The 19,176-nt window shown below is 62.9% G+C and carries 18 protein-coding genes and 1 pseudogene; 13 read left to right on the top strand and 6 right to left on the bottom strand.

The window, feature by feature from the left end:
• Positions 1 to 9 precede the first annotated feature (9 nt).
• The 6 genes from E5720_RS05710 to E5720_RS05685 are packed head-to-tail and all read left to right on the top strand — an operon-like array spanning position 10 to position 5,638.
• Positions 10 to 1,176, top strand: a complete 1,167-nt coding sequence (locus E5720_RS05710; protein WP_136169840.1) for an acyl-CoA dehydrogenase family protein — start codon at positions 10 to 12, stop codon at positions 1,174 to 1,176.
• Positions 1,173 to 2,096, top strand: coding sequence for an OB-fold domain-containing protein (locus E5720_RS05705; protein WP_136169839.1), 924 nt, complete (start codon positions 1,173 to 1,175; stop codon positions 2,094 to 2,096). The genes E5720_RS05710 and E5720_RS05705 overlap by 4 nt, the downstream gene beginning before the upstream one ends.
• Positions 2,096 to 3,208, top strand: coding sequence for an acyl-CoA dehydrogenase family protein (locus tag E5720_RS05700; RefSeq protein ID WP_136169838.1), 1,113 nt, complete (start codon positions 2,096 to 2,098; stop codon positions 3,206 to 3,208). Before E5720_RS05705 ends, E5720_RS05700 begins: the two co-directional genes overlap by 1 nt.
• Positions 3,205 to 3,639, top strand: a complete 435-nt coding sequence (locus tag E5720_RS05695) for a MaoC family dehydratase (RefSeq protein ID WP_136169837.1) — start codon at positions 3,205 to 3,207, stop codon at positions 3,637 to 3,639. Before E5720_RS05700 ends, E5720_RS05695 begins: the two co-directional genes overlap by 4 nt.
• Entirely contained in the window at positions 3,636 to 4,814 is a 1,179-nt protein-coding gene (locus tag E5720_RS05690) for a lipid-transfer protein (RefSeq protein WP_136169836.1), read from the top strand. The genes E5720_RS05695 and E5720_RS05690 overlap by 4 nt, the downstream gene beginning before the upstream one ends.
• Positions 4,811 to 5,638 carry a MaoC/PaaZ C-terminal domain-containing protein gene (locus E5720_RS05685; RefSeq protein ID WP_136169835.1) on the top strand — a complete coding sequence of 276 codons (828 nt, stop codon included), beginning with the start codon at positions 4,811 to 4,813 and terminating at the stop codon, positions 5,636 to 5,638. Before E5720_RS05690 ends, E5720_RS05685 begins: the two co-directional genes overlap by 4 nt.
• Before the next feature lie 10 nt (positions 5,639 to 5,648).
• Here the strand turns inward: E5720_RS05685 and E5720_RS05680 are convergent, their stop codons facing one another.
• Positions 5,649 to 6,422, bottom strand: a complete 774-nt coding sequence (locus tag E5720_RS05680) for an SDR family oxidoreductase (RefSeq protein WP_136169834.1) — start codon at positions 6,420 to 6,422, stop codon at positions 5,649 to 5,651.
• 121 nt (positions 6,423 to 6,543) lie between these two features.
• Between E5720_RS05680 and E5720_RS05675 the strand changes: the two genes are divergently transcribed.
• Positions 6,544 to 7,305 carry an SDR family oxidoreductase gene (locus tag E5720_RS05675; protein WP_136169833.1) on the top strand — a complete coding sequence of 254 codons (762 nt, stop codon included), beginning with the start codon at positions 6,544 to 6,546 and terminating at the stop codon, positions 7,303 to 7,305.
• 105 nt (positions 7,306 to 7,410) lie between these two features.
• Positions 7,411 to 8,472: a ferredoxin--NADP reductase gene (locus tag E5720_RS05670; protein WP_136169832.1), complete on the top strand. Its 1,062-nt coding sequence runs from the start codon at positions 7,411 to 7,413 to the stop codon at positions 8,470 to 8,472.
• A 75-nt stretch (positions 8,473 to 8,547) separates the two neighbouring features.
• Here E5720_RS05670 and E5720_RS05665 read toward each other — a convergent pair whose 3' ends face one another.
• Positions 8,548 to 10,095, bottom strand: coding sequence for a FadD3 family acyl-CoA ligase (locus tag E5720_RS05665; protein ID WP_136169831.1), 1,548 nt, complete (start codon positions 10,093 to 10,095; stop codon positions 8,548 to 8,550).
• A gap of 182 nt (positions 10,096 to 10,277) precedes the next feature.
• Between E5720_RS05665 and E5720_RS05660 the strand changes: the two genes are divergently transcribed.
• Both E5720_RS05660 and E5720_RS05655 read left to right on the top strand, forming a co-directional pair.
• Positions 10,278 to 11,192 carry an SDR family oxidoreductase gene (locus tag E5720_RS05660; protein ID WP_136169830.1) on the top strand — a complete coding sequence of 305 codons (915 nt, stop codon included), beginning with the start codon at positions 10,278 to 10,280 and terminating at the stop codon, positions 11,190 to 11,192.
• 61 nt (positions 11,193 to 11,253) lie between these two features.
• Positions 11,254 to 12,465: an acetyl-CoA C-acetyltransferase gene (locus tag E5720_RS05655; protein WP_136169829.1), complete on the top strand. Its 1,212-nt coding sequence runs from the start codon at positions 11,254 to 11,256 to the stop codon at positions 12,463 to 12,465.
• Between the two features lie 67 nt (positions 12,466 to 12,532).
• Here the strand turns inward: E5720_RS05655 and E5720_RS05650 are convergent, their stop codons facing one another.
• The 4 genes and pseudogenes from E5720_RS05650 to E5720_RS05635 form a co-directional block, all read right to left on the bottom strand.
• Positions 12,533 to 13,456 (bottom strand): vWA domain-containing protein, encoded by a 924-nt coding sequence (locus E5720_RS05650; protein WP_136172470.1) that lies wholly within the window; start codon positions 13,454 to 13,456, stop codon positions 12,533 to 12,535.
• A 69-nt stretch (positions 13,457 to 13,525) separates the two neighbouring features.
• Complete coding sequence (locus E5720_RS05645; protein ID WP_136169828.1) at positions 13,526 to 14,485, bottom strand: MoxR family ATPase; 960 nt, start codon at positions 14,483 to 14,485, stop codon at positions 13,526 to 13,528.
• A 9-nt stretch (positions 14,486 to 14,494) separates the two neighbouring features.
• Positions 14,495 to 15,316 carry a mycofactocin-coupled SDR family oxidoreductase gene (locus E5720_RS05640; protein ID WP_136172469.1) on the bottom strand — a complete coding sequence of 274 codons (822 nt, stop codon included), beginning with the start codon at positions 15,314 to 15,316 and terminating at the stop codon, positions 14,495 to 14,497.
• Between the two features lie 189 nt (positions 15,317 to 15,505).
• Positions 15,506 to 16,152 (bottom strand): annotated as a pseudogene (locus tag E5720_RS05635) (NAD(P)-binding domain-containing protein); the annotation flags it as partial.
• A 61-nt stretch (positions 16,153 to 16,213) separates the two neighbouring features.
• On the opposite strand from E5720_RS05635, the gene E5720_RS05630 reads away from it, so the two are divergent.
• The 3 genes from E5720_RS05630 to E5720_RS05620 all read left to right on the top strand — a co-directional run bounded on the left by E5720_RS05630 (position 16,214) and on the right by E5720_RS05620 (position 19,147).
• Positions 16,214 to 16,945 (top strand): enoyl-CoA hydratase, encoded by a 732-nt coding sequence (locus E5720_RS05630; protein WP_136169826.1) that lies wholly within the window; start codon positions 16,214 to 16,216, stop codon positions 16,943 to 16,945.
• Positions 16,946 to 16,980: 35 nt separating this feature from the next.
• The gene (locus E5720_RS05625) at positions 16,981 to 18,279 is read left to right on the top strand and encodes an ammonium transporter (RefSeq protein WP_210730019.1); all 1,299 of its coding nucleotides are present in this window, start codon (positions 16,981 to 16,983) and stop codon (positions 18,277 to 18,279) included.
• Positions 18,280 to 18,478: 199 nt separating this feature from the next.
• On the top strand, positions 18,479 to 19,147 hold the full coding sequence (locus E5720_RS05620) for a hypothetical protein (RefSeq protein ID WP_136169824.1): 669 nt from the start codon (positions 18,479 to 18,481) through the stop codon (positions 19,145 to 19,147).
• The last annotated feature ends 29 nt before the right edge of the window (positions 19,148 to 19,176 follow it).

Below are 19,176 nucleotides of genomic sequence, written 5' to 3'. Positions count from 1 at the left end.
AGTATTGAGATGGATCTCAAGGAAACACCAGAACAGAGCGCTCTCCGACAGGAGTTACGCACATATTTTGCAGAGCTGCTGCCGCCGGAGAAGCGACGCGTCGCCGGAGAGCAAGGTGTCGGAGGTGAGCACTTTCGGGAGATAGTGCGGTTGCTCGGCAAAGACGGATGGCTCGGAATCGGCTGGCCCGTGGAGTTCGGCGGCCAGGGACGCTCTGCCGAGGATCAGTTCGTGTTCTTCGACGAGGTTCAGCGGGCCGGACTGCCGTTCCCGTTCGTCACCGTCAACACGGTCGGTCCGACGCTGATGAAGTTCGGTACCGAAGAGCAGAAGGAACGCTTTCTGCCCGGCATCCTGGCGGGTGAGATCGTTTTCGCCATCGGCTACACCGAGCCCGAGGCAGGCACCGATCTCGCGTCGCTGCGGACGAAAGCAGTCCGGGACGGTGAGGACTGGGTTGTCAACGGCAACAAGATCTTCACCAGTGGCGCCAACACGGCCGATTACGTGTGGCTCGCAGCCCGCACGGACCCGGATGCTCCGAAGCATCGCGGGATCTCGATTCTCATCGTGCCCACCGACGACGAGGGCTTCAGCTGGTCGCCCATCAACACCGTCGGTGGATTGATGGTCACCTCGACGTACTACAGCGATATTCGTATCACGGACGCCGAAGTGGTGGGCGAGATCAACGGAGGCTGGCAGCTCATCACGGCGCAGCTCAATCACGAACGGATCGGCCTCGCCGCGCTCGGCGGCCGAACACTCGGTCTCTGGCGTCAGGTATTCGACTGGGCGCAAGACAACGGTGCACTCGAGATTCCCTGGGTACGTATCGAATTCGCACGCACCCACGCCAAGCTCGAGGCGATGCGGCTGATGAACTGGAAGATGGCCGCTGCCGTCGCACAGGACACCTTGTCCGGAGCGGACGCGGGCGCCATCAAGACCTACGGCACGGAGACGCACATCGAGGTCTACCGCGCACTGCAGGGCATCCTCGGTGCAGTGGGGCGTCTCCGGCCCGGTTCTCCCGGTGCAGTTCTCGGCGGCCAGATCGAACAAATTTCCAGGCAATCCGTCGTGAACACCTTCGGCGGTGGGGTCAACGAAGTCCTGCGCGACATGGTCGGCACGATGGGCCTCGGCCTGGTTCGCGCCAAGAGGAACGCATGACCGAGGTGAGCGCGCGCCTGCGCGAATTCGAGGGCGCGGTACTGGTCCCACCGACACTCGGACCGGACCCGGTGAATGCGCCGATGATCAGACATTGGACGGAGGTCATGGGGGGCGGGGACTCGGCGGTTGGGGATCCCAAGCATGCCGACGGTTCGGTTGCACCCGCCGCCATGCTCCAGGTGTGGACGATGAAGTCCTACACGGACAAGATGTCCGGAGTCGACCCTTCGCCGACCTGGACCGAACTGATCGCGATCCTCGACGACGCCGGATTCACCTCGGTGGTCGCCACCGATTCCGATATGGAGTTCTTCCGAGAGCTACGTCCAGGTGACCATCTTCAGGTGTCGGAAGTTGTCGAAGCAATTTCCGAGGAGAAGAAGACCGGGCTCGGCGTCGGGCATTTCATCACCACGCTCAAGACGTATCGCGATACCGACGACTTGGTCGTCGGCACACAGCGGTGGCGTACGTTGCGGTACCGGCCGGCTCAGAAAGCAGTTGCTCGCACCCTGCGACCCCGTCCGGCGCTGAACGACGACAATGCGTTCTGGTTCGCAGCCGCCCTCGAACACCGGTTGGTGATACAGCGTTGCGCGTCCTGCGGTGTGCTTCGACATCCGACCGGTCCGATGTGTGGACAGTGCCAATCCACCGACTGGGACACCGTGGACGCGTCAGGGCGCGGTCATGTGTACAGCTTCGTCGTAAACCACCACCCACAGATCGATGCCTTCGATTATCCGTTGATCGTCGCTGTCATCGAACTCGAGGAGGGCACTCGCTTGGTCGCCAATATGACCGGCATCGAGCCTGCGGACGTCACCATCGACATGGCCGTCGAGTTGACCTGGATCGACGCCGACTCGGATCTGACTTTGCCTGCCTTCCGGCCTATTTCATCTCAGGAGCACTGATGGATTTCAGTTTCAGCGAAGAGCAGCGCACGATCGGTGAACTTGCCGGCGATGTCTTCGGAGCGCGCGCAAGCACCGACCGAATCGTGGTCGTGGAGGCCTCGACGGATCGGATCGATCGGGACCTGTGGGACGAGCTGGGCCGCACCGGCGTGCTCGGTGTCGCGGTAGGTGAAGAATTCGGTGGAAGCGACCTCGATTTCTCCGCACTCTGCGTCGTGCTGGTCGAACAAGGGCGCCGGGTTGCACCGGTCCCACTGTGGCCACACCTGGTGAGTGCGTTGGTCATCGGCGAGTTCGGAACCGAGGAGCAAAAGAGCGAGTGGCTCCCCGCCGCATCCGATGGCTCGAAAATTCTGACGGTCGGACTCGAAGGTTTCGGTCCCTTCGGCAGCGGTGCACCGTCCATGACCGCCGCAGAGGTCGACGGCGTCTGGCGCGTGACCGGATCGAAGGTTGCGGTCCCGTCGGTGCATGTGGCCGCAAGAGTTGTGGTCTCCGCCGAGACTCCCTCGGGCCCAGCGCTCTTTCTGTTGGATCCGTCCTCCGAGGGTGTGAGCCGCCAGGACAACGAGTCCACGACGCACGAACTCTGCGCCGATATCACCGCCGAGGGCGCGCGCGCCGATATTCTCGGTGCAGCTGACGGTAGTGCGGTCGGTCGGATCGAGTCCTACGCCGAAATCGCTTTGGCTGCAGTTCAGTTGGGTGTCGCCGAAAGTGCAGTGACGCAGGCGGTTGCGTATCTGAACGAACGAGTCCAGTTCGGTCGACCGCTCGCCACGTTCCAAGCGGTGGCCCATCAGCTCGCCGACTGCTATATCGACCTCGAAGCCATGCGCGTCACCCTCTGGCAGGCAGCCGGGCTCCTGTCTGCGAAGCAGGACCCGGGTACCTCGGTGTTGGTGGCCAAGTGGTGGGCCAGCGACGCCGGAGCGCGAGTCGTGCACCGAACCCAGCATGTACACGGTGGTATCGGCGTGGACACCGACTACCCGATTCATCGCTACCTGCTGTGGGGCAAGCAGATCGGCGCCACGCTGGGCGGCGCGGCGTCCGACCTGAACCGGCTCGGCGACCTCTTGGCGACCGGGGTCGAGGTCATCGCATGATCAACCCCGCGGTAAGTGGTCGAGTCTCGAGTGATTGTGCAGTGGGAGAGGAACTACCGGAGTCGGTCGTGCCGATCACGCGTGCGCTGATCGTCGCAGGTGCGCTTGCGACGCGCGACTTCCAAGACGTGCATCACGACGCGGTGCAGGCGGTCGCGCGTGGGTCGAAGGACATCTTCATGAACATATTGACCACCAATGGTCTGGTGGGACAGTTCGTCAGCGCGTGGGCGGGTCCTGCTGCGACCGTGCGAAGAATAAAGGTCCGGCTCGGGGCGCCCAACTATCCTGGAGACGATATGCATTTGAGTGGAACGGTGTCCAGCAAGGACGGCGACACGATTGTGGTGGCAGTGCGCGGCCGCAACAGTCTCGGTGATCATGTCAACGGGACTGTGACTGTCGCATATGAATCCCCGGGTGCTCGATGAGTAGCCAGTTGTCCGGTGCTGCAGCCATTGTCGGAATCGGTGCGACCGAGTTCTCCAAGAATTCCGGGCGCAGTGAACTTCAGCTCGCCTGCGAGGCCATCGTCGCAGCTTTGGCGGATGCCGGTATCGATCCTGCCGAGGTCGACGGGTTGTCCACCTTCACTGCCGAGACCAACGGCGAGGCGATCGTTGCTCGCAATACCGGTCTCGGTGAACTGAAGTTCTTCTCGCGCATCGGATACGGCGGCGGCGCTGCATGTGCCACCGTGCAACAGGCAGCGATGGCGGTCGCCACGGGCGTCGCCGACGTCGTCGTCTGTTATCGCGCGTTCAACGAACGGTCCGGTACGCGTTACGGCTTGGGTCAGCACGACCGGCCGATGGACAGTACGGCCGATAGGGCCGCGTACGCGTGGCTGACGCCGCAGGGCTTGTCGACTCCTGCTCAGTGGGTTGCGATGTTCGCCCGTCGTTACATGCACGAATACGGCGCGACCAGTGAAGACTTCGGCCGTGTCGCCGTGGTGGCCCGGGCACATGCCGCGGTCAATCCCGCCGCGTGGTTCTACAACCGGCCCATCACACTCGAAGATCACCAGAGTTCTCGATGGATCGCCGAACCGCTGCACTTGCTGGACTGCTGTCAGGAAACCGACGGGGGACAGGCATTGGTCATCGTGTCTGCCGAGCGTGCACGGGATCTGAAGCACGCCCCGGCGATAATCCGAGGTGCTGCGCAGGGATCGGGTCGAGATCAGCACATGATGGCGAGCTACTACCGCCCCGAGATCACCGGCATCCCCGAAATGGGAGTGGTGGCGAAGCAGTTGTACGGCCAGAGTGGGTTGACGCCTGCTGATATCTCTGCCGCAATCCTCTACGACCACTTCACTCCCTTGGTTCTTCCGCAGCTCGAGGAACTGGGCTTTTGTGGGCGCGGCGAGGCGAAGGATTTCATTCGCGAAGGAAATCTCGATATCGGTGGATCCTTGCCCACCAATACGCACGGAGGCCAGCTGGGGGAGGCCTATCTACACGGGGTGAACGGTATCGCCGAAGCCGTGCGCCTACTGCGCGGGACGTCGACTACCCAACCGAACGAAGTGAACAACGTACTGGTCACCGCCGGTACAGCCGTGCCCACCAGTGGGCTGATCCTAGGACGCGAGCAATGAGCCTTTCCGAGCAGACCCCCACGTCCCCGGACCAGTGGAAGGGCGTGGATCTCGGCACCCGGACGGTGTCCTACGAAGAGAAGGACGCCATCCTCTACGCGCTGGCGGTGGGTGCAGACGCCGGCCAGTTGGATCTCGTCTTCGAGAAGAATCTTCGTGTTCTGCCCACCTTCGCGTTGACCCTCGCACAATGGGCGCCCGACGAGTTGGGCTCACGCGGCGGCTTCGACACCACCACTGCACTTCACGGCTCACAAAGCATGGAGGTCATCGCCCCGCTGCCCACGAGTGGTTCGGTCACCATGCGGGCATCGGTGGGCGAGGTGTGGGACAAGGGCGCGGCGGCCGTGTTCGAGGTAAAGGTCGAATCGCCGTTCTTCGTGGCAACCTGGGCAATCTTCGCGCCGGGATCGGGTGGCTTCGGCGGCGAGCGAGGACCGGCGAAAACGACCCGACCCGAGCAGAGTCCTTCCTCGACCGATGTGCTCCGCACCAGCTCGAATCAAGCTGCGTTGTACCGCCTCACCGGCGATCGTCACCATATCCACATCGATCCGGCTGCAGCTGAGGCCATCGGCCAGCCGCGACCGATCATGCATGGTCTCTGCACTCTGGCGGCGAGCACTCTTGCACTTGCCAGCAGGCTCGGAGTCCATCCGGCTGACCTCGCCAGCGTGAGCGGACGCTTCGCAGCCCCGCTGTTCCCCGGTGACTCACCGGACTTGCTCTCGTGGGACGAGTCCGACGGCACCGCCTTCGAGTTGGTCCGCGACGGGCAGCCGGTCATCGCCGGAGCCCGTGCGCGGTTCCACTCGGGAGAATGAGCGACCGAGATCAGGGATGGGTTGCCAGGTAACGAGCGGGGTATTCGCCTCCTCCGTGCACGGCGAGGTCGGCACCGTTGACGTAAGACGCCCACTCGCTGGAGAGGAACAAGCACGCTCCGGCGATGTCTGCGGGAACGGCCATCCGGCCGATCGGAAGGGTACGAACTACAGCCGCACCGCCATCGTCGCCGTACACCGCGGCGGCGCTGTCGGTGCGGATCAGACCGGTCGTGATGTGGTTGATCCGCACTTTCGGGGCCCACTCCAACGCAAGGGCCTTGGTGAGCACCAGAAGACCGGCTTTGGCTGCACTGTAAGCAGCGGTTCCGGGTTGCGGATCGTGTGCGGACACGCTACCGATGTTGACGATCGAGCCACCTTCGGGTTGCGTCTGCATCACCGCGTTGGCGGCCTGCGACACATTGAAAGGTGCGAGAAGATTCAATGCCACGATCTTCTCGACGAATCGTGGTGAGACGGTTGCAGCATCGGCGTCCGGTGAGCCGCCCGCGTTGTTCACCAGCACGTCGAGTCGGCCGTGGGCTGCGAGAGCATCCTCGATCAATCCGGCGGCGTCGGCCGGGTCGCGGACGTCCGTTGCACGGAATTTCGCACTGCGTCCGTCGAAGCTCGGCAACGTCTCGGGGACTGTGCGGCCGCAGACCATTACGTCAGCACCGGCCGCCAAGAACGCGGTGGCGATTTCGAAGCCGATACCTTTGGTGCCGCCGGTGACGACGATGCTGCGATGGGAGAAGTCGAATGCTCTGGGGGTTGTCACAGTAAATCCTTTTTCGATGATGGTGGAATCGGTGAAATGCCGATTGTTGAAGAGAACACATCCGGTTATGGTCGGCAGACAAGCAGTCCGAAGAATTCAATTCTAGATATCAGGAGTGAAAATGGGAAAGCTCGACGGCAAGGTTGCACTCATCACGGGTGCGGGTCAAGGTATCGGCCAAGGTATCGCACTTGCGTTGGCAAAGGAAGGCGCGTCCATTGCCGTTGCCGGCCGCACCGAAAGCAAACTGCACGACACCTGCGCAATGCTGACCGAAATCGGAGTTCGTAGCGAAGCAGTCGTCTGCAATGTGAAAGATCGAGCGGACATCGTTGCCGCTGTGGAACAGACCGTGAGTGCTCTTGGGTCAGTGGACATCCTGGTGAACAACGCCAACGACTGCAAGCCCGGACCGATATTGTCGATTGTCGACGAAGAGTACGAAAGATCTTTTGCATCGGGGCCCCTGGCAGCCCTGCGCTTGATGCAACTGTGTCATCCACACATGAAGGCGCGTGGGGGCGGCGTGATCATCAATATGGTGACAGCGGCGTCGGTGCGCTGGGACGCGAGTAACTACGGTGCCTACGCTTCGATCAAAGAGGGAATGCGCTCGCTCACCCGGTCCGCTGCCTGCGAATGGGGCGAGGACCGAATCCGCGTTCTGGCAGTGGCCCCGCACGCGAAGACCCCGGCCCTGGAACGATGGATGGGCAAGAATCCAGAGGAAGCAGCCGAGTTCGTCGAGAGTATTCCGCTCGGACGGGTCGGCGATCCGGAAGCAGATATCGGCCGCGCCGTGGTGTTCCTCGTCAGCGATGATGCCGGCTATCTCACCGGAGCCACGATTCCTCTCGACGGCGGACAGTCGCGCTGGGGATGATTTCTCTTCCGGCCGAGTCTCGCACAGCGGGAGCGGCCGGAACAGAACTCGAGGCGAAAGTATAGTCAGCCTGGATATTTTTCGCATCGGAAAGGGCACAACGCGATGACATTGGTCGAGGCGCCGCGCAGTACACGGTCGGTGGTGGTGACAGTTGCTGCCGTAGTAGAGGAGACCGCGGACGCGCGCTCGTTGGTCTTCGACGTACCTACCGACAGTCGGGAGCGCTTGAAGTACAAGCCGGGCCAGTTTCTGACGTTGCGGATTCCGAGTGAGCGCGAAGGCTCGGTGGCGCGTTGCTATTCGTTGGCGAGTTCGCCGTTCACCGACGAACACCTCAAGGTGACGGTCAAACGCACCGACGGTGGCTTCGGTTCGAACTGGCTGTGCGACAACGTCGCTGTCGGGGATCGCATCGAAGTGCTGCCTCCGGCTGGGGTGTTCACCGTGGTGGACCTCGACGAAGACGTCGCGCTCTTCGCAGCAGGCAGTGGCATCACCCCGGTGATGTCGATCCTGAAATCGATTCTCGACCAGGGCAATGGCAAGGTTGCGCTGCTCTACGCCAATCGTGACGAGAACTCGGTCATCTTCGCTACGGAGCTACGAGAGTTGGCCGCCGAATTCGACGATCGACTGACCATCGTCCACTGGCTGGAATCTGTGCAGGGGCGACCCACCATCGGCCAACTGGCAACGCTGTCGCAGCATTGGATCGACAGACACGCATATATCTGTGGGCCCAAGCCGTTCATGGATGCCATCCACGGGTCGCTGACATCCGCCGGTGCGTCGCGAAGCAAGATCCACACGGAAATTTTCGTCTCACTGACCGGAGACCCTTTTGCGCCGGTGATCGAAGATCTGAGCGCACTCGACGCTACCGACGCGCCCGCACCTGCGTCGGTAGAGGTCGAGATCGACGGTGAATCTCACGAGATGACCTGGCCTCGTAGCTCGACGCTCGTCGACGTGATGTTGTCCAAGAATCTCGACGTTCCGTATTCGTGCCGAGAGGGCGAATGCGGTTCGTGCGCCTGCCGTGTCCTCGACGGTGAAGTAGAGATGGCGAATTCTTCCATACTCGATCCTGCCGACATCGAAGAGGGATACATTCTCGCCTGCCAAGCACGCCCGGTGAGTGACAGGCTGAAAATCGAATTCTGAGTGTGAATCGAAAAGACCGGGACGGTGGCAATTGCCACCGTCCCGGTCTTTTCGATTCACACTCCTGCTATTCGGTCACGACTTCTTCTCGCGCAATTCGTTTTTCAGCACTTTGCCCGACGCATTCCGAGGCAGAGCTCCCGTGAACTGCACCGACCGGGGTGCTTTGAAGCCGGCTAGCTTGTCCTTGCAGAAGGAGACGATCGCCTCCTCGGACAGATCGGTGCCTGGCCCCAGGACGACGTAGGCGCGGCCGACCTCGCCCATCCGCTCGTCGGGTACACCGATCACAGCTGCCTCGTACACCCCGGGAAGTCGCAGCAACATCGCTTCGATTTCGGCCGGGTAGACGTTGAATCCGCCGCTGATGTACATGTCTTTGAGGCGGTCGGTTATGTCGAGATAACCGCGGTCGTCGAGGACCCCGACGTCGCCGGTATGCAGCCATCCATCCGAGTCGATGGTCTTGGCCGTCGCCTCGGGATCGTCCAGATAACCGAGCATCACGTTGGGGCCACGCAAGAGGATCTCGTTCTGGTCCCCGATTCGGATTTCGAAACCTGCGGTGGCGCGTCCCGACGAGGTGGACACGGTGACCGGGTCGTCGTCGATGCGACACATCGTCGCCACTACCGCTTCGGTCTGGCCGTAGGCGGTGAGGACGGCATCGAAGGACAGTTCGGTCTGCATCCGTTCGACCAGAGCCACCGGGACCGGGGCCGCACCCGTGACGGCAATTCGAAGGTTGGACATGTCGTAGTGGGCACGCCGCGGGTGATCGAGAATGCTCTGGTAGATCGTCGGCGCACCGGGGAGGACGCTGATTCGCTGCTCGGACACGATGGCCATCACGGCCTCCACATCGAACACTGCCATCGGTATCACTGTGGCCCCGGCGAGTAGCGCGGTGACGAAACCTGCCTTGTATCCGAAGCTGTGAAAGAACGGATTGATGATCAGGTAGTTGTCTTCTGCGGTGAGTGCGGCGTTCTCGGTCCAGGACTGCGCCACTGACATGAGTTGACGGTGCGCGCTCAGCACGCCTTTGCTGCGACCTGTGGTGCCCGAAGTGAACAAAATATCGGAGACGGATTCGGCGTCGACCGCTGCGCTGCGCACGTCGGCCTCTGCATGGGACGCGGCGGTACCGATATCGAAGAATTCGTCCCAGTCGGTGACACCGGGTTTCGGCTGATCGGTGCCGCTCAGTGGGATTCGCACGACGAGCGGTACCTGCAACTCGGGTGCAGCCTCGCGCAGTCGATCGAGTCGATCGGTACCGAGAAAGTCACCGACCACTACGAGGGCCGCGGCGTGCACACGTTCGATGATGTCGGCGGCCTCGGTGCCGGTATAGCGGGTGTTGATGGGAACGACGACGCCGCCTGCCCAATGGGTACCGAGCGCTGCCACGATCCAGTGGTAGGTATTCGGCGACCAGATCGCAACGCGCGCACCTGCTTCGACCCCAGCGGCAATGAGCGAGGAAGCGAATGCTTCTACCTGCTCGTGCAGCTGGGCGAAGGTCAGGCTGACAGCGCCGTCGATGATCGCGAGACGGTCGGGATGGGTCTGGGCGGCGCGAGTGAGCGCTGCCGGTGTCGTGCTCGGTCCTTCGATCATTCGGCTCCTAACCTAACGCTTGCTTGGCAGATTATCCTATGGAGGAGGCTCAGCGTATTTCGTTGCCGAATGGCAGATTGAACAACCAAGCACTTGCTTGGTACGCTAACACGGCAATCATGAGAGCTGTCGGCAGCTCGACCGATCGACTTCCACGTCAGCAACGTCAAGGAGACATACACGTGAATGACATGCTCGAGGGACGCGTTGTAATCGTGACCGGAGCCGGCCGCGGTTTGGGGCGCGCACACGCTTTGGCTTTCGCGGCCGCAGGCGCCAAAGTTGTCGTCAACGATTTCGACCCAGGCAAAGATGGACGTCCGACCGGGGAGAGCCCGGCTGAGCAGGTCGTCGAAACCATTCGGGCCGCGGGCGGTGAAGCTGTGGTCAACGGAGACGACATTGCCGACTGGGACGGTGCCGAGCGGCTCGTGAACACGGCACTCGATGGCTTCGGACGTCTCGACGTTCTTGTCAACAACGGTGGATTTCTGCGTGACCGCATGCTCGCGACGATGAGCGAAGAAGAGTGGGATGCGGTCATCCGAGTGCATCTCAAAGGACACTTCGCACCGATGCGTCATGCCAGCACCTATTGGCGCGCACAGGCGAAGGCAGGCAATGCCGTCGATGCGCGCATCATCAACACCAGTTCGGGTGCAGGCCTGCTGGGCAGCATCGGACAGGGGAACTACGCGGCGGCCAAAGCCGGAATCGCGACGCTCACCATCCAGGCCGCAGCCGAGTTCGCTCGGTACGGAATCACTGTCAACGCGATCGCACCCGCTGCGCGTACGCGCATGACCGTCGGTGCGGGAGGCGCGATGGCAGAGACCATGGCGGCGCCTGAGGAAGGCTTCGACGCGATGGCGCCGGAGAACGTCTCTCCCTTGGTCGTGTGGCTGGGCAGCGCAGCTTCCGCTCATGTCACCGGAAGGGTCTTCGAGGTCGAGGGCGGCAAAGTGTCTCTCGCGGACGGTTGGCGCCACGGGACCGTCATCGACAAGGGTGCCCGTTGGGATCCGCAGGAACTCGGACCGGTCGTCGACGAGCTGATCGGTGGCGCCGTACCGCCGACACCCGTGTACGGAGCCTGAACGCTCGCACTGCCTTTGCTCATCCATCGATTTCGACTCAACCCACTTTCAGGAGCCCCACGTGCCCGAAGCTGTCATCGTCTCTGCCGCCCGTTCACCGATCGGGCGCGCACGCAAGGGATCACTCAAGGATCTTCGCGCCGATGATCTCGCCGCCACCATCATTCATGCTGCACTGGACAAAATCCCGGCGTTCGATCCGCGGGAACTGACCGACATCATGATCGGTTGTGCACAGCCCGCAGGCGAGCAGGGCTACGGCCTCGCTCGCGTGATTTCCGTCCTTCTCGGTTACGACACCGTGCCCGGTACCACGGTGCAGCGGTACTGCGCCTCCAGCCTTCAGACCACTCGGATGGCGTTCCATGCCATTCGTGCCGGCGAGGGCGACGCCTTCATTTCCGGTGGTGTGGAAATGGTCTCGCGTTTCGGACTGGGTAAGTCCGACGGAATGCCCGATACCAAGAACAGCAAGTTTGCTGCACCCGCAGAGCGCGCTGCAGCGCAGGCAGGCAGCACGTGGACGGATCCACGCGAGGAAGGGCTTGTCCCCGATGTCTACCTCGCAATGGGCGAGACCGCGGAAAACGTTGCAGGCCTTCGTTCCATCAGCCGTCGTGAGCAGGACGAGTACGCCGCGCTCAGCCAGGCACGCGCGCAGGAGTCCATCGCTTCCGGATTCTTCGATCGTGAAATCACCCCCGTCCAGACTCCGGACGGACAAACGGTTTCTCGCGACGACGGCCCCCGCGCCGGTGTCGACGTCGATTCGCTGTCGACGCTCAAGCCGGTCTTCCGACCGGATGGAACAGTCACAGCAGGCAACTGCTGCCCGGTCAACGACGGCGCAGCGGCCCTGGTCATCATGTCCGAGCAGCGCGCCAAGGACCTCGGGATCGAGCCGCTCGCGCGCATCCTGTCGACTTCGGTTTCCGGAATATCTCCCGAAATCATGGGCTTGAGCCCGGTGGAAGCTACCCGTCGGGCGGTCGCTTCGGCAGGGTTGAACGTCAGCGATGTCGACCTGTTCGAGATCAACGAAGCCTTTGCTGCACAGGTCATTCCCAGCTACCGCGACTTGGGAGTCGACGTCGATCGGGTGAACGTGCACGGCGGTGCTATTGCACTCGGGCATCCGTTCGGTATGACCGGAGCCCGGATGACGGCGACGCTGCTCAACGCACTCTCCTGGGGTGACAAGGAGATCGGCGTCGAGACCATGTGCGCGGCCGGTGGCCAGGGCATGGCGATGGTGGTTCAGCGCCTGAAGTGATTTACGGCCGTAGGGTGCCCGCCGGTTGCTTTGGCCCAGAGAGGTCAGGGTGGCGGGCGCCGTGCGGTCAACGCTCGAACAGTGCGCTCAATGCAGGGCCGACGTCGCGGTAAGTGCGGATGACTTTGATACGGCCGCGCCCGAGGCGAGCGAGGTCGTGGCCGAGGTCGACGTCGTTCTCACCAGAGGTGTCGAGCAGGACGTCCAGGCGCGGAATCCTCGCCGCGGTGGGGCGCGGATCGGGACCGGCGTTGTGCACGCAGTCGGAAAGTAGAAGCACTCTCGAGTCCGGTGAGGACACCGTCCGTAGCAGCCCGGCCGCGGTGTCGAGCGCGAACTGGACGTTGGTCAGACCGCGGGCCGGAATCCGCAGGACGGTATCGAGGATTCCGAGGGGCGTCATCGGGTCGCCGAAACGCGTGAGAACGGCCGCATCGGACCAGAATGCGACCACGGCAAGGTTGTCGCGATTCAGTTCACCTGCGAGTGCGCCCACGGTCGCCGCGGCCGTCCGCACTCGTTCGCCCTTCATCGATCCGGAGATGTCGACGACGAGAACGACGGACCGCTTGGTGTGCAGGCGTTCTCGTACCACGATGTCGTCGTCCTCCGGCATCGGAATGGCAGCGAGCACATCGAGCGTGCGGTCGAGGTCGATCTCATCGCTGCTGCCCCGGTAGCGGAGCGAAGTCAGTTCACCGACCCCGCGTCGAGCATGAGTGTCGCGACGGGGACGTCGAACAGCCAAGCGAGCAGCGATCTTTCGAGCGCGTGCTCGGGCCGCGGCGTCCGAAGCCGACTCTTGCGCGGTGGCGTCTGCGAGTGCGATCACCTCGGCAGTTTCCTCGGTGAGCCCCGGCGCCGACGGGTTGTTCTCCCCGGCCGTCTTCCCTTGCCCGGGACGTCCGTCGGCGATCAGTTCCGCACCGGCCCCACCGCCGGGACGGAACAGTGACGGCGACTCGGTAAGTTGTTTCGGCTTGCGCCGCAACGGCTTCAACGCACCGCCGGTGCCTCGGTTTCCGGGCCTACGGACCGGTGAGTCGGCAGTGAGGGCTCTTCAACCGGGTGCCGCTGCGGCGGGGCGGAGCAAAAAGTGGTCCTCCCAGATGGAGCGCAGAATCATCTCCGGTGTCGCCTCGGAAGTCTCGTCGACGTGGATGCGTCCGGACAGTGCGAGAAGGAGCGCGTCGAGCATCACCTGCTGGTAGCTCGCCGGTAGATCACGAGGGGGCTCGACGTCGGTACTCGCGGGGAGTTCGACGGAGCGGAGCAGAGCCAACTGCTGCGCGATCAAGGTCAGATCGATCGCGCCGCGCACACTGCTGCCCTGCGTGATGTCCTCGTGTTCGCGCGTGGCTCGGGTGATCGCCACCGAATCTGCGATCAGGCGTGGGGAGTCGGATTCGGTTCGTAGGCCTACGATTCCACGTTCCGCCTCGGCATCCTGGTACCCGATAGCGAGTCTGCACATCCGGTCGTGCACGCTCGTCGACAATCGCGTGGTGCCGACGTTGTCGTAGGGATTCATCGATGCGATCAAACGGAACGTCGGGAGGGCGTGCACGGTGCCGACACGCGGGATGGCGATGCGTCGCTCTGCCATTGCGGTGAGCAGCGTGTTCAAGGTGTCTTCCGGTGCGCGGTTGAACTCCTCGATGTAGAGAAATCCACCGGTGCGCATGGCCTCGACAAGCGGCCCAGGCACGAAGTTGTCCTCGCTGTAGTCCTCGCGAAGAACTCGGGCAGGGTTGTGGTGGCCCACGATTCGGGCGGGGGTCAGGTCCGCGTTGCCCTCGACGAACAGTAGCGGGATGTTCCACTCGGCGGTGATCGCGCCGAGCAGAGTGCTCTTGCTGGTGCCGGGCGGACCCTCGATCAGGAGGTCCCGCCCGGCTGCAACTGCGGCCAACAGCAGATCGAGTTCGTGCTCTCGCCCGACGAGGCGCGCCGCGATCCGGCGGCGAATCTCGACGATCGACAACGGAGCGAGCTGGGTCTTACCGTCGAGCTGTGCCATGGGTTCTCGCTACTTCGCCAGGTATCCGGCATCGATGGGCAGTGTGACGCCCGTGACGTAGCGGGCCTCGTCCGAGACGAGCCAGGCAATGGCGTTGCTGATATCGATGGACTCGATCATCGGGACGGGCAGGAGATTGCCTGCCAGGGCAATGGCCTCGGGGTTGGTGACGAGATAGTTCTGCATGGCCTCGTTGAGCACCATCGGGGTGCCCACGCCCGTCGGATGCACACTGTTGACTCGAATGGAGTACTGCGCCAGCCAACTGGTGAACGTACGCATCAGCCCGACGAGGGCGTGCTTGCTTGCCGCGTAACCGTCGGCCGCTCCCGATCCGGTGCCGCCTGCACCGGACAGGCCCTGGGTGGAACTCGTCAGGACGATGGATCCGCCCTGACCCTTCTCGATCATGGAAGGTACACCCGCGTGGACGGTGTTCCACGTGCCGAACAGGTTGACCTCGACGACGTCTCGGAAGGTCTTGACGTGATCCGGGTTCACGGCGCCCAGGGGTGCGATACCGGCATTGGCGAGAATGATGTCGATCGGACCCAATTCGGCGACCGCCCCGTCGACGATGGTCTTCAGCGCGTCGTAGTCGCGGACGTCGACTTCCTTGGCGATGATCCGCCGGTCGAGTGCCTCGACCTCCTTGACGGTCTGCGCGAGATCTTCCGGTGTTGCCAGGGGGTAGGGGACCGTATCGATCTGTGCGCAGATGTCGACGGCGATGATGTCGGCACCTTCTTGCGCGAGCTTGATGGCGTGGCTACGGCCTTGGCCGCGCGCCGCACCGGTGATGAAGGCTACTTTCCCGTCGAGCTTTCCCATGATCGAGCTTCCTCGTTGTCTATCGGTGAAATCAGTTCGAGTGCAGAACGCTTCGCCGAAGTGGACGAGGGCGTTGTGCAGCACGATGTCCGTGTCGGACACACGCTCGAAGGTATATGACACCGAGTGCAGAAGTGGCTGGATTGCTTGAAATTTCTAACTACTGTTCAGTGCGTCGAGTAACTCGGTTACCGCGGCCCGCCGGGCCTCGGGTCCGAAGTTCGCCTCGCGAAGTTCGCCTCGCGACGCGTGACCCATGTCGTGCTGGTGACCTGAGAAATCTCGTCGAGCAGCTGGACGGCCGAGATGCCACCGCCGACGACGATGACGTGTTCGCCGGCCGTTCGAAAATCCTTCGTATGCAATTGCCGGCCGGTGAACAACTCGGCGCCCCGATAGTGCGGGATGAACGGTTTCTCCCACGTGCCGGTGACATTGATCAATCCTCGTGCCGACAGAACTGTCTCACCGGCTTCGATGCGGAAGCGTGGTCCGCGGTCGCAGACGACGTTCACCGTGACCGGCCGTCGCACCCTAAGGTCGAACTTGTCCTCGTAGGCGCGGTAGTAGCGGGGCACGGCCTCGGCTGCCACGACGGACTCGGGATTCTCGCCCGTCAACGTGTCGGCGAACTCCGTGCCGGGCAGACCGTGGATCCTGTTGACGGTGCTCAGCGTCAACGAAGGCCAGCGGTACTGCCAGGCTCCGCCTGGTGCCGGATACCGGTCGAGCATCACGAAGTCTTCTTCGGCCTGCCGCCCTGCCCGATGCAGGTGGTACCCGGCCGACAGCCCGGCCTGTCCTGCGCCGATCACGGCAATATCCGTTTCGATCACATCGACCAGTAGATCAGCCCGCGCAGCATCACTGTCGCTGCAGCTGGGTAACGTCTAGGCCATGATCGGACAGACTCGTGACGGCGACGTCGTCACACTCGAACTCCAGCGACCGGAACGCCGCAACGCGCTCAATTCTGCACTGTGTGTGGCCCTGCGCGAGGGAATCGAAAATGCCGTCGCCGGCGACGCCCGGGTAATCGTCATCACGGGTCAGGGCTCGAGCTTCTGTGCAGGCGCAGATCTCAGTGGTGACGCGTTCGCGAGCGACTTCCCCGAGACCCTGAACACGCTTCTGCATACGGTGCAGAATGTCCCGATCCCGGTCATCGCCGCGGTCAACGGTCCAGCGGTCGGTGCCGGTACTCAGCTCGCCATCGCAAGCGATCTTCGGGTCGTCGCGGACGGGGCTTACTTCGAGATCCCGTCGACCCGCCTGGGTATCGCGGTGAACAACTGGACCATCAAGCGGCTCTCCTCGCTCGCAGGCGGTTCGGTCGCGCGGACGATTCTCCTCGGTGGCGAACGTCTGCACGCAGAACAGGCACATCACAGCGGACTCGCCAACAAACGCGGCGGAACGGACGTCGCGCAGCAGTGGGCGCAGTCGATCACCGAGCTTGCGCCGCTAGCATTGCGGCACCTCAAGCTCGTCTTCAACGACGACGGTGCGCACGACGAGCCGAAGCCCGAGCAGTGGGAAGCGTTCGGCGCCGCGTGGAAGAGCGAAGACTTGCGTGAAGCCCGGCTTGCACGCAAAGAGAAGCGTCCGCCGAAGTTCCTCGGTAAGTGATCACCGGGGCGCCCGACACGGGCGATACCGCATGGATGCTGGCGTGCACTGCTCTCGTTCTGTTGATGACGCCCGGTCTTGCGTTCTTCTACGGCGGGATGGTTCGCGCGAAGAGCGTTCTGAACATGATGATGATGAGCCTGTCCGCAATCGCTGTCGTCTGGGTGCTCTGGTTGGCCTTTGGATACTCGATGGTGTTCGGCGAGAATGTGATCGATGGCTGGATCGGTAACCCGCTGACCTTCGCCGGTTTCGACGGCTTGCTCGGTGGGGTCTATACCTCGGCAGCAGGTTCGATATCGATCCCGTTGGTCGGCACGATTCCTGCGCTCGTATTCGCGGCGTTTCAAGCCGGGTTCGCGATGGTTACCGTGGCGCTGATCTCCGGGGCTGTCGCGGACCGTATGCGCTTCATTCCGTGGGTCCTGTTCGCCGCACTCTGGGCTACCTTCGTGTACTTCCCGGTCGCGCACTGGGTGTTCTCCATCGACGGCCTCGTCTCCCGGACGGGTGGGTGGATATCGAACAGGCTGGGTGCAATCGACTTTGCCGGAGGCACCGCCGTCGAAATCAACGCGGGCATGGCAGGGTTGGTTCTCGCCCTCGTGGTGGGAAATCGCCGCGGATGGCCGCGAGAGGCCATGCGGCCACACAATCTCCCTGCCGTCATGCTCGGTGCGGGCCTGCTGTGGTTCGGGTGGTTCGGATTCAATGCCGGTTCGGCATTCGCCGCCGACGGTGTGGCTGCAGTAGCACTCGTCAATACTCTCGGCGCAGGTGCGATGTCGATGGCAGCGTGGCTGGTGGTGGAAAAGATTCGTGACGGACGGGCTACATCGTTCGGTGCCGCCTCCGGCGCTGTCGCGGGGCTCGTTGCCATCACGCCCTCGTGTACTGCAGTGTCCCCAATCGGTGCGGCGGGCATCGGCATCGTCGCCGGTGCGCTCTGTGCGATGGCGATCGGACTCAAATACAGGTTCGGCTACGACGATTCTCTCGACGTCGTCGGCGTGCACCTAGTCGGCGGGATCGTCGGAACCCTGATGATCGGTCTGCTCGCCAGTTCCGAGATGCCCGCGGGCGTGGACGGATTGCTGTACGGCGGCGGATTCCACCAACTGTGGGTGCAGTTCGTCGCAGTGATCGCGGTCATGTCCTATACCGGCACTGTCACCGCCGTCATCGCCCTCGGACTGCGCAAGTTCATGGGTGTCCGGGCCGATGCACAGCACGAGGCCGACGGTCTCGACGAGCATGAACATGCGGAGTCGGCATACGACTTCGCCGTCGGCCACGGCGGATCCAATGGGCCGGGTTTGTTCGGCAAGAAGTAAATGAACCAACCAGTCCCTCTCGCCGGGGTGGCACCACGAGATCCTTTCTGTCCCATTAGCGTAGAGGTGGAGAGTTGTTCATCTTCTGGCACGAAGTAGTACATCCTCGTGCCGCATTCCGGTCCCCATACGTCCCGTAGCTTTTTCGCCGAGCCCAGAGTTCCTGGGCAGGAAGCCAGAGCATCGGAAGACGAGGGACATGAAGCTCACACGATTCGCGGCAACATCTGCGTTGGTCATTGCAGCGATGACGACCGCTATGGGAACGTCCTACGCAGATCCGGCGCCCGCCCCGGCTCCCGTGGGTTGGAACGTCAGCCAGAGCGGCAATCAGGTAATCGTCGATACCTCGGCAGGAAGCCTCAGTAATGAGAACAACCACCTCGTCGTTCGTGACGCCGATGGCGCGCTGGTCGATTCGGTGCCGCTTGCCCTTGCATTCGACGGCTTCTCCCATCCCGTCGCCGCCGATATCGACGGCAACCATGCCGTTCTGACGGCCGACGTCTCACCGGTTTCCGCGACGCCGGTCTCCACGCAGCTTCCCGGACTGCAGCAGGTGGATCTGCCTGCTGCAGTCTCCGGGGTCAAGGACAACCTGAGTTTGACCGCCTCCGTCGGCGGGTTCCTCGGCGCTGCAACAGGTATCGTCGGTGGCTGCCTCCTCGGTGCTCTCGCTGCCGGAACAGTCTCCGCCCCGGCGCTCCTGCTGTTCGGGTTCGCACCTTTGGCCGGCTGTGTCGGCGGCGCGCTGCTTCTCGGATCGACAGCGTCTCTCGCGGGAACCGCTATCGGTGGCCTCGGTGCCCTCGCAGCGAACGCAGGCCCGTTCATCACCCTCCTCAACGCTCCGCCCGCCAAGAAATAGATTTCTTTCCTGAACGGCCCGCTCCCGAA

The sequence above is a fragment of the Rhodococcus sp. PAMC28707 genome (genome assembly GCF_004795915.1).
In the GTDB taxonomy this organism is placed as follows: Bacteria; Actinomycetota; Actinomycetes; order Mycobacteriales; family Mycobacteriaceae; genus Rhodococcoides.
This window is presented reverse-complemented; position numbering and strand designations above follow the sequence as displayed.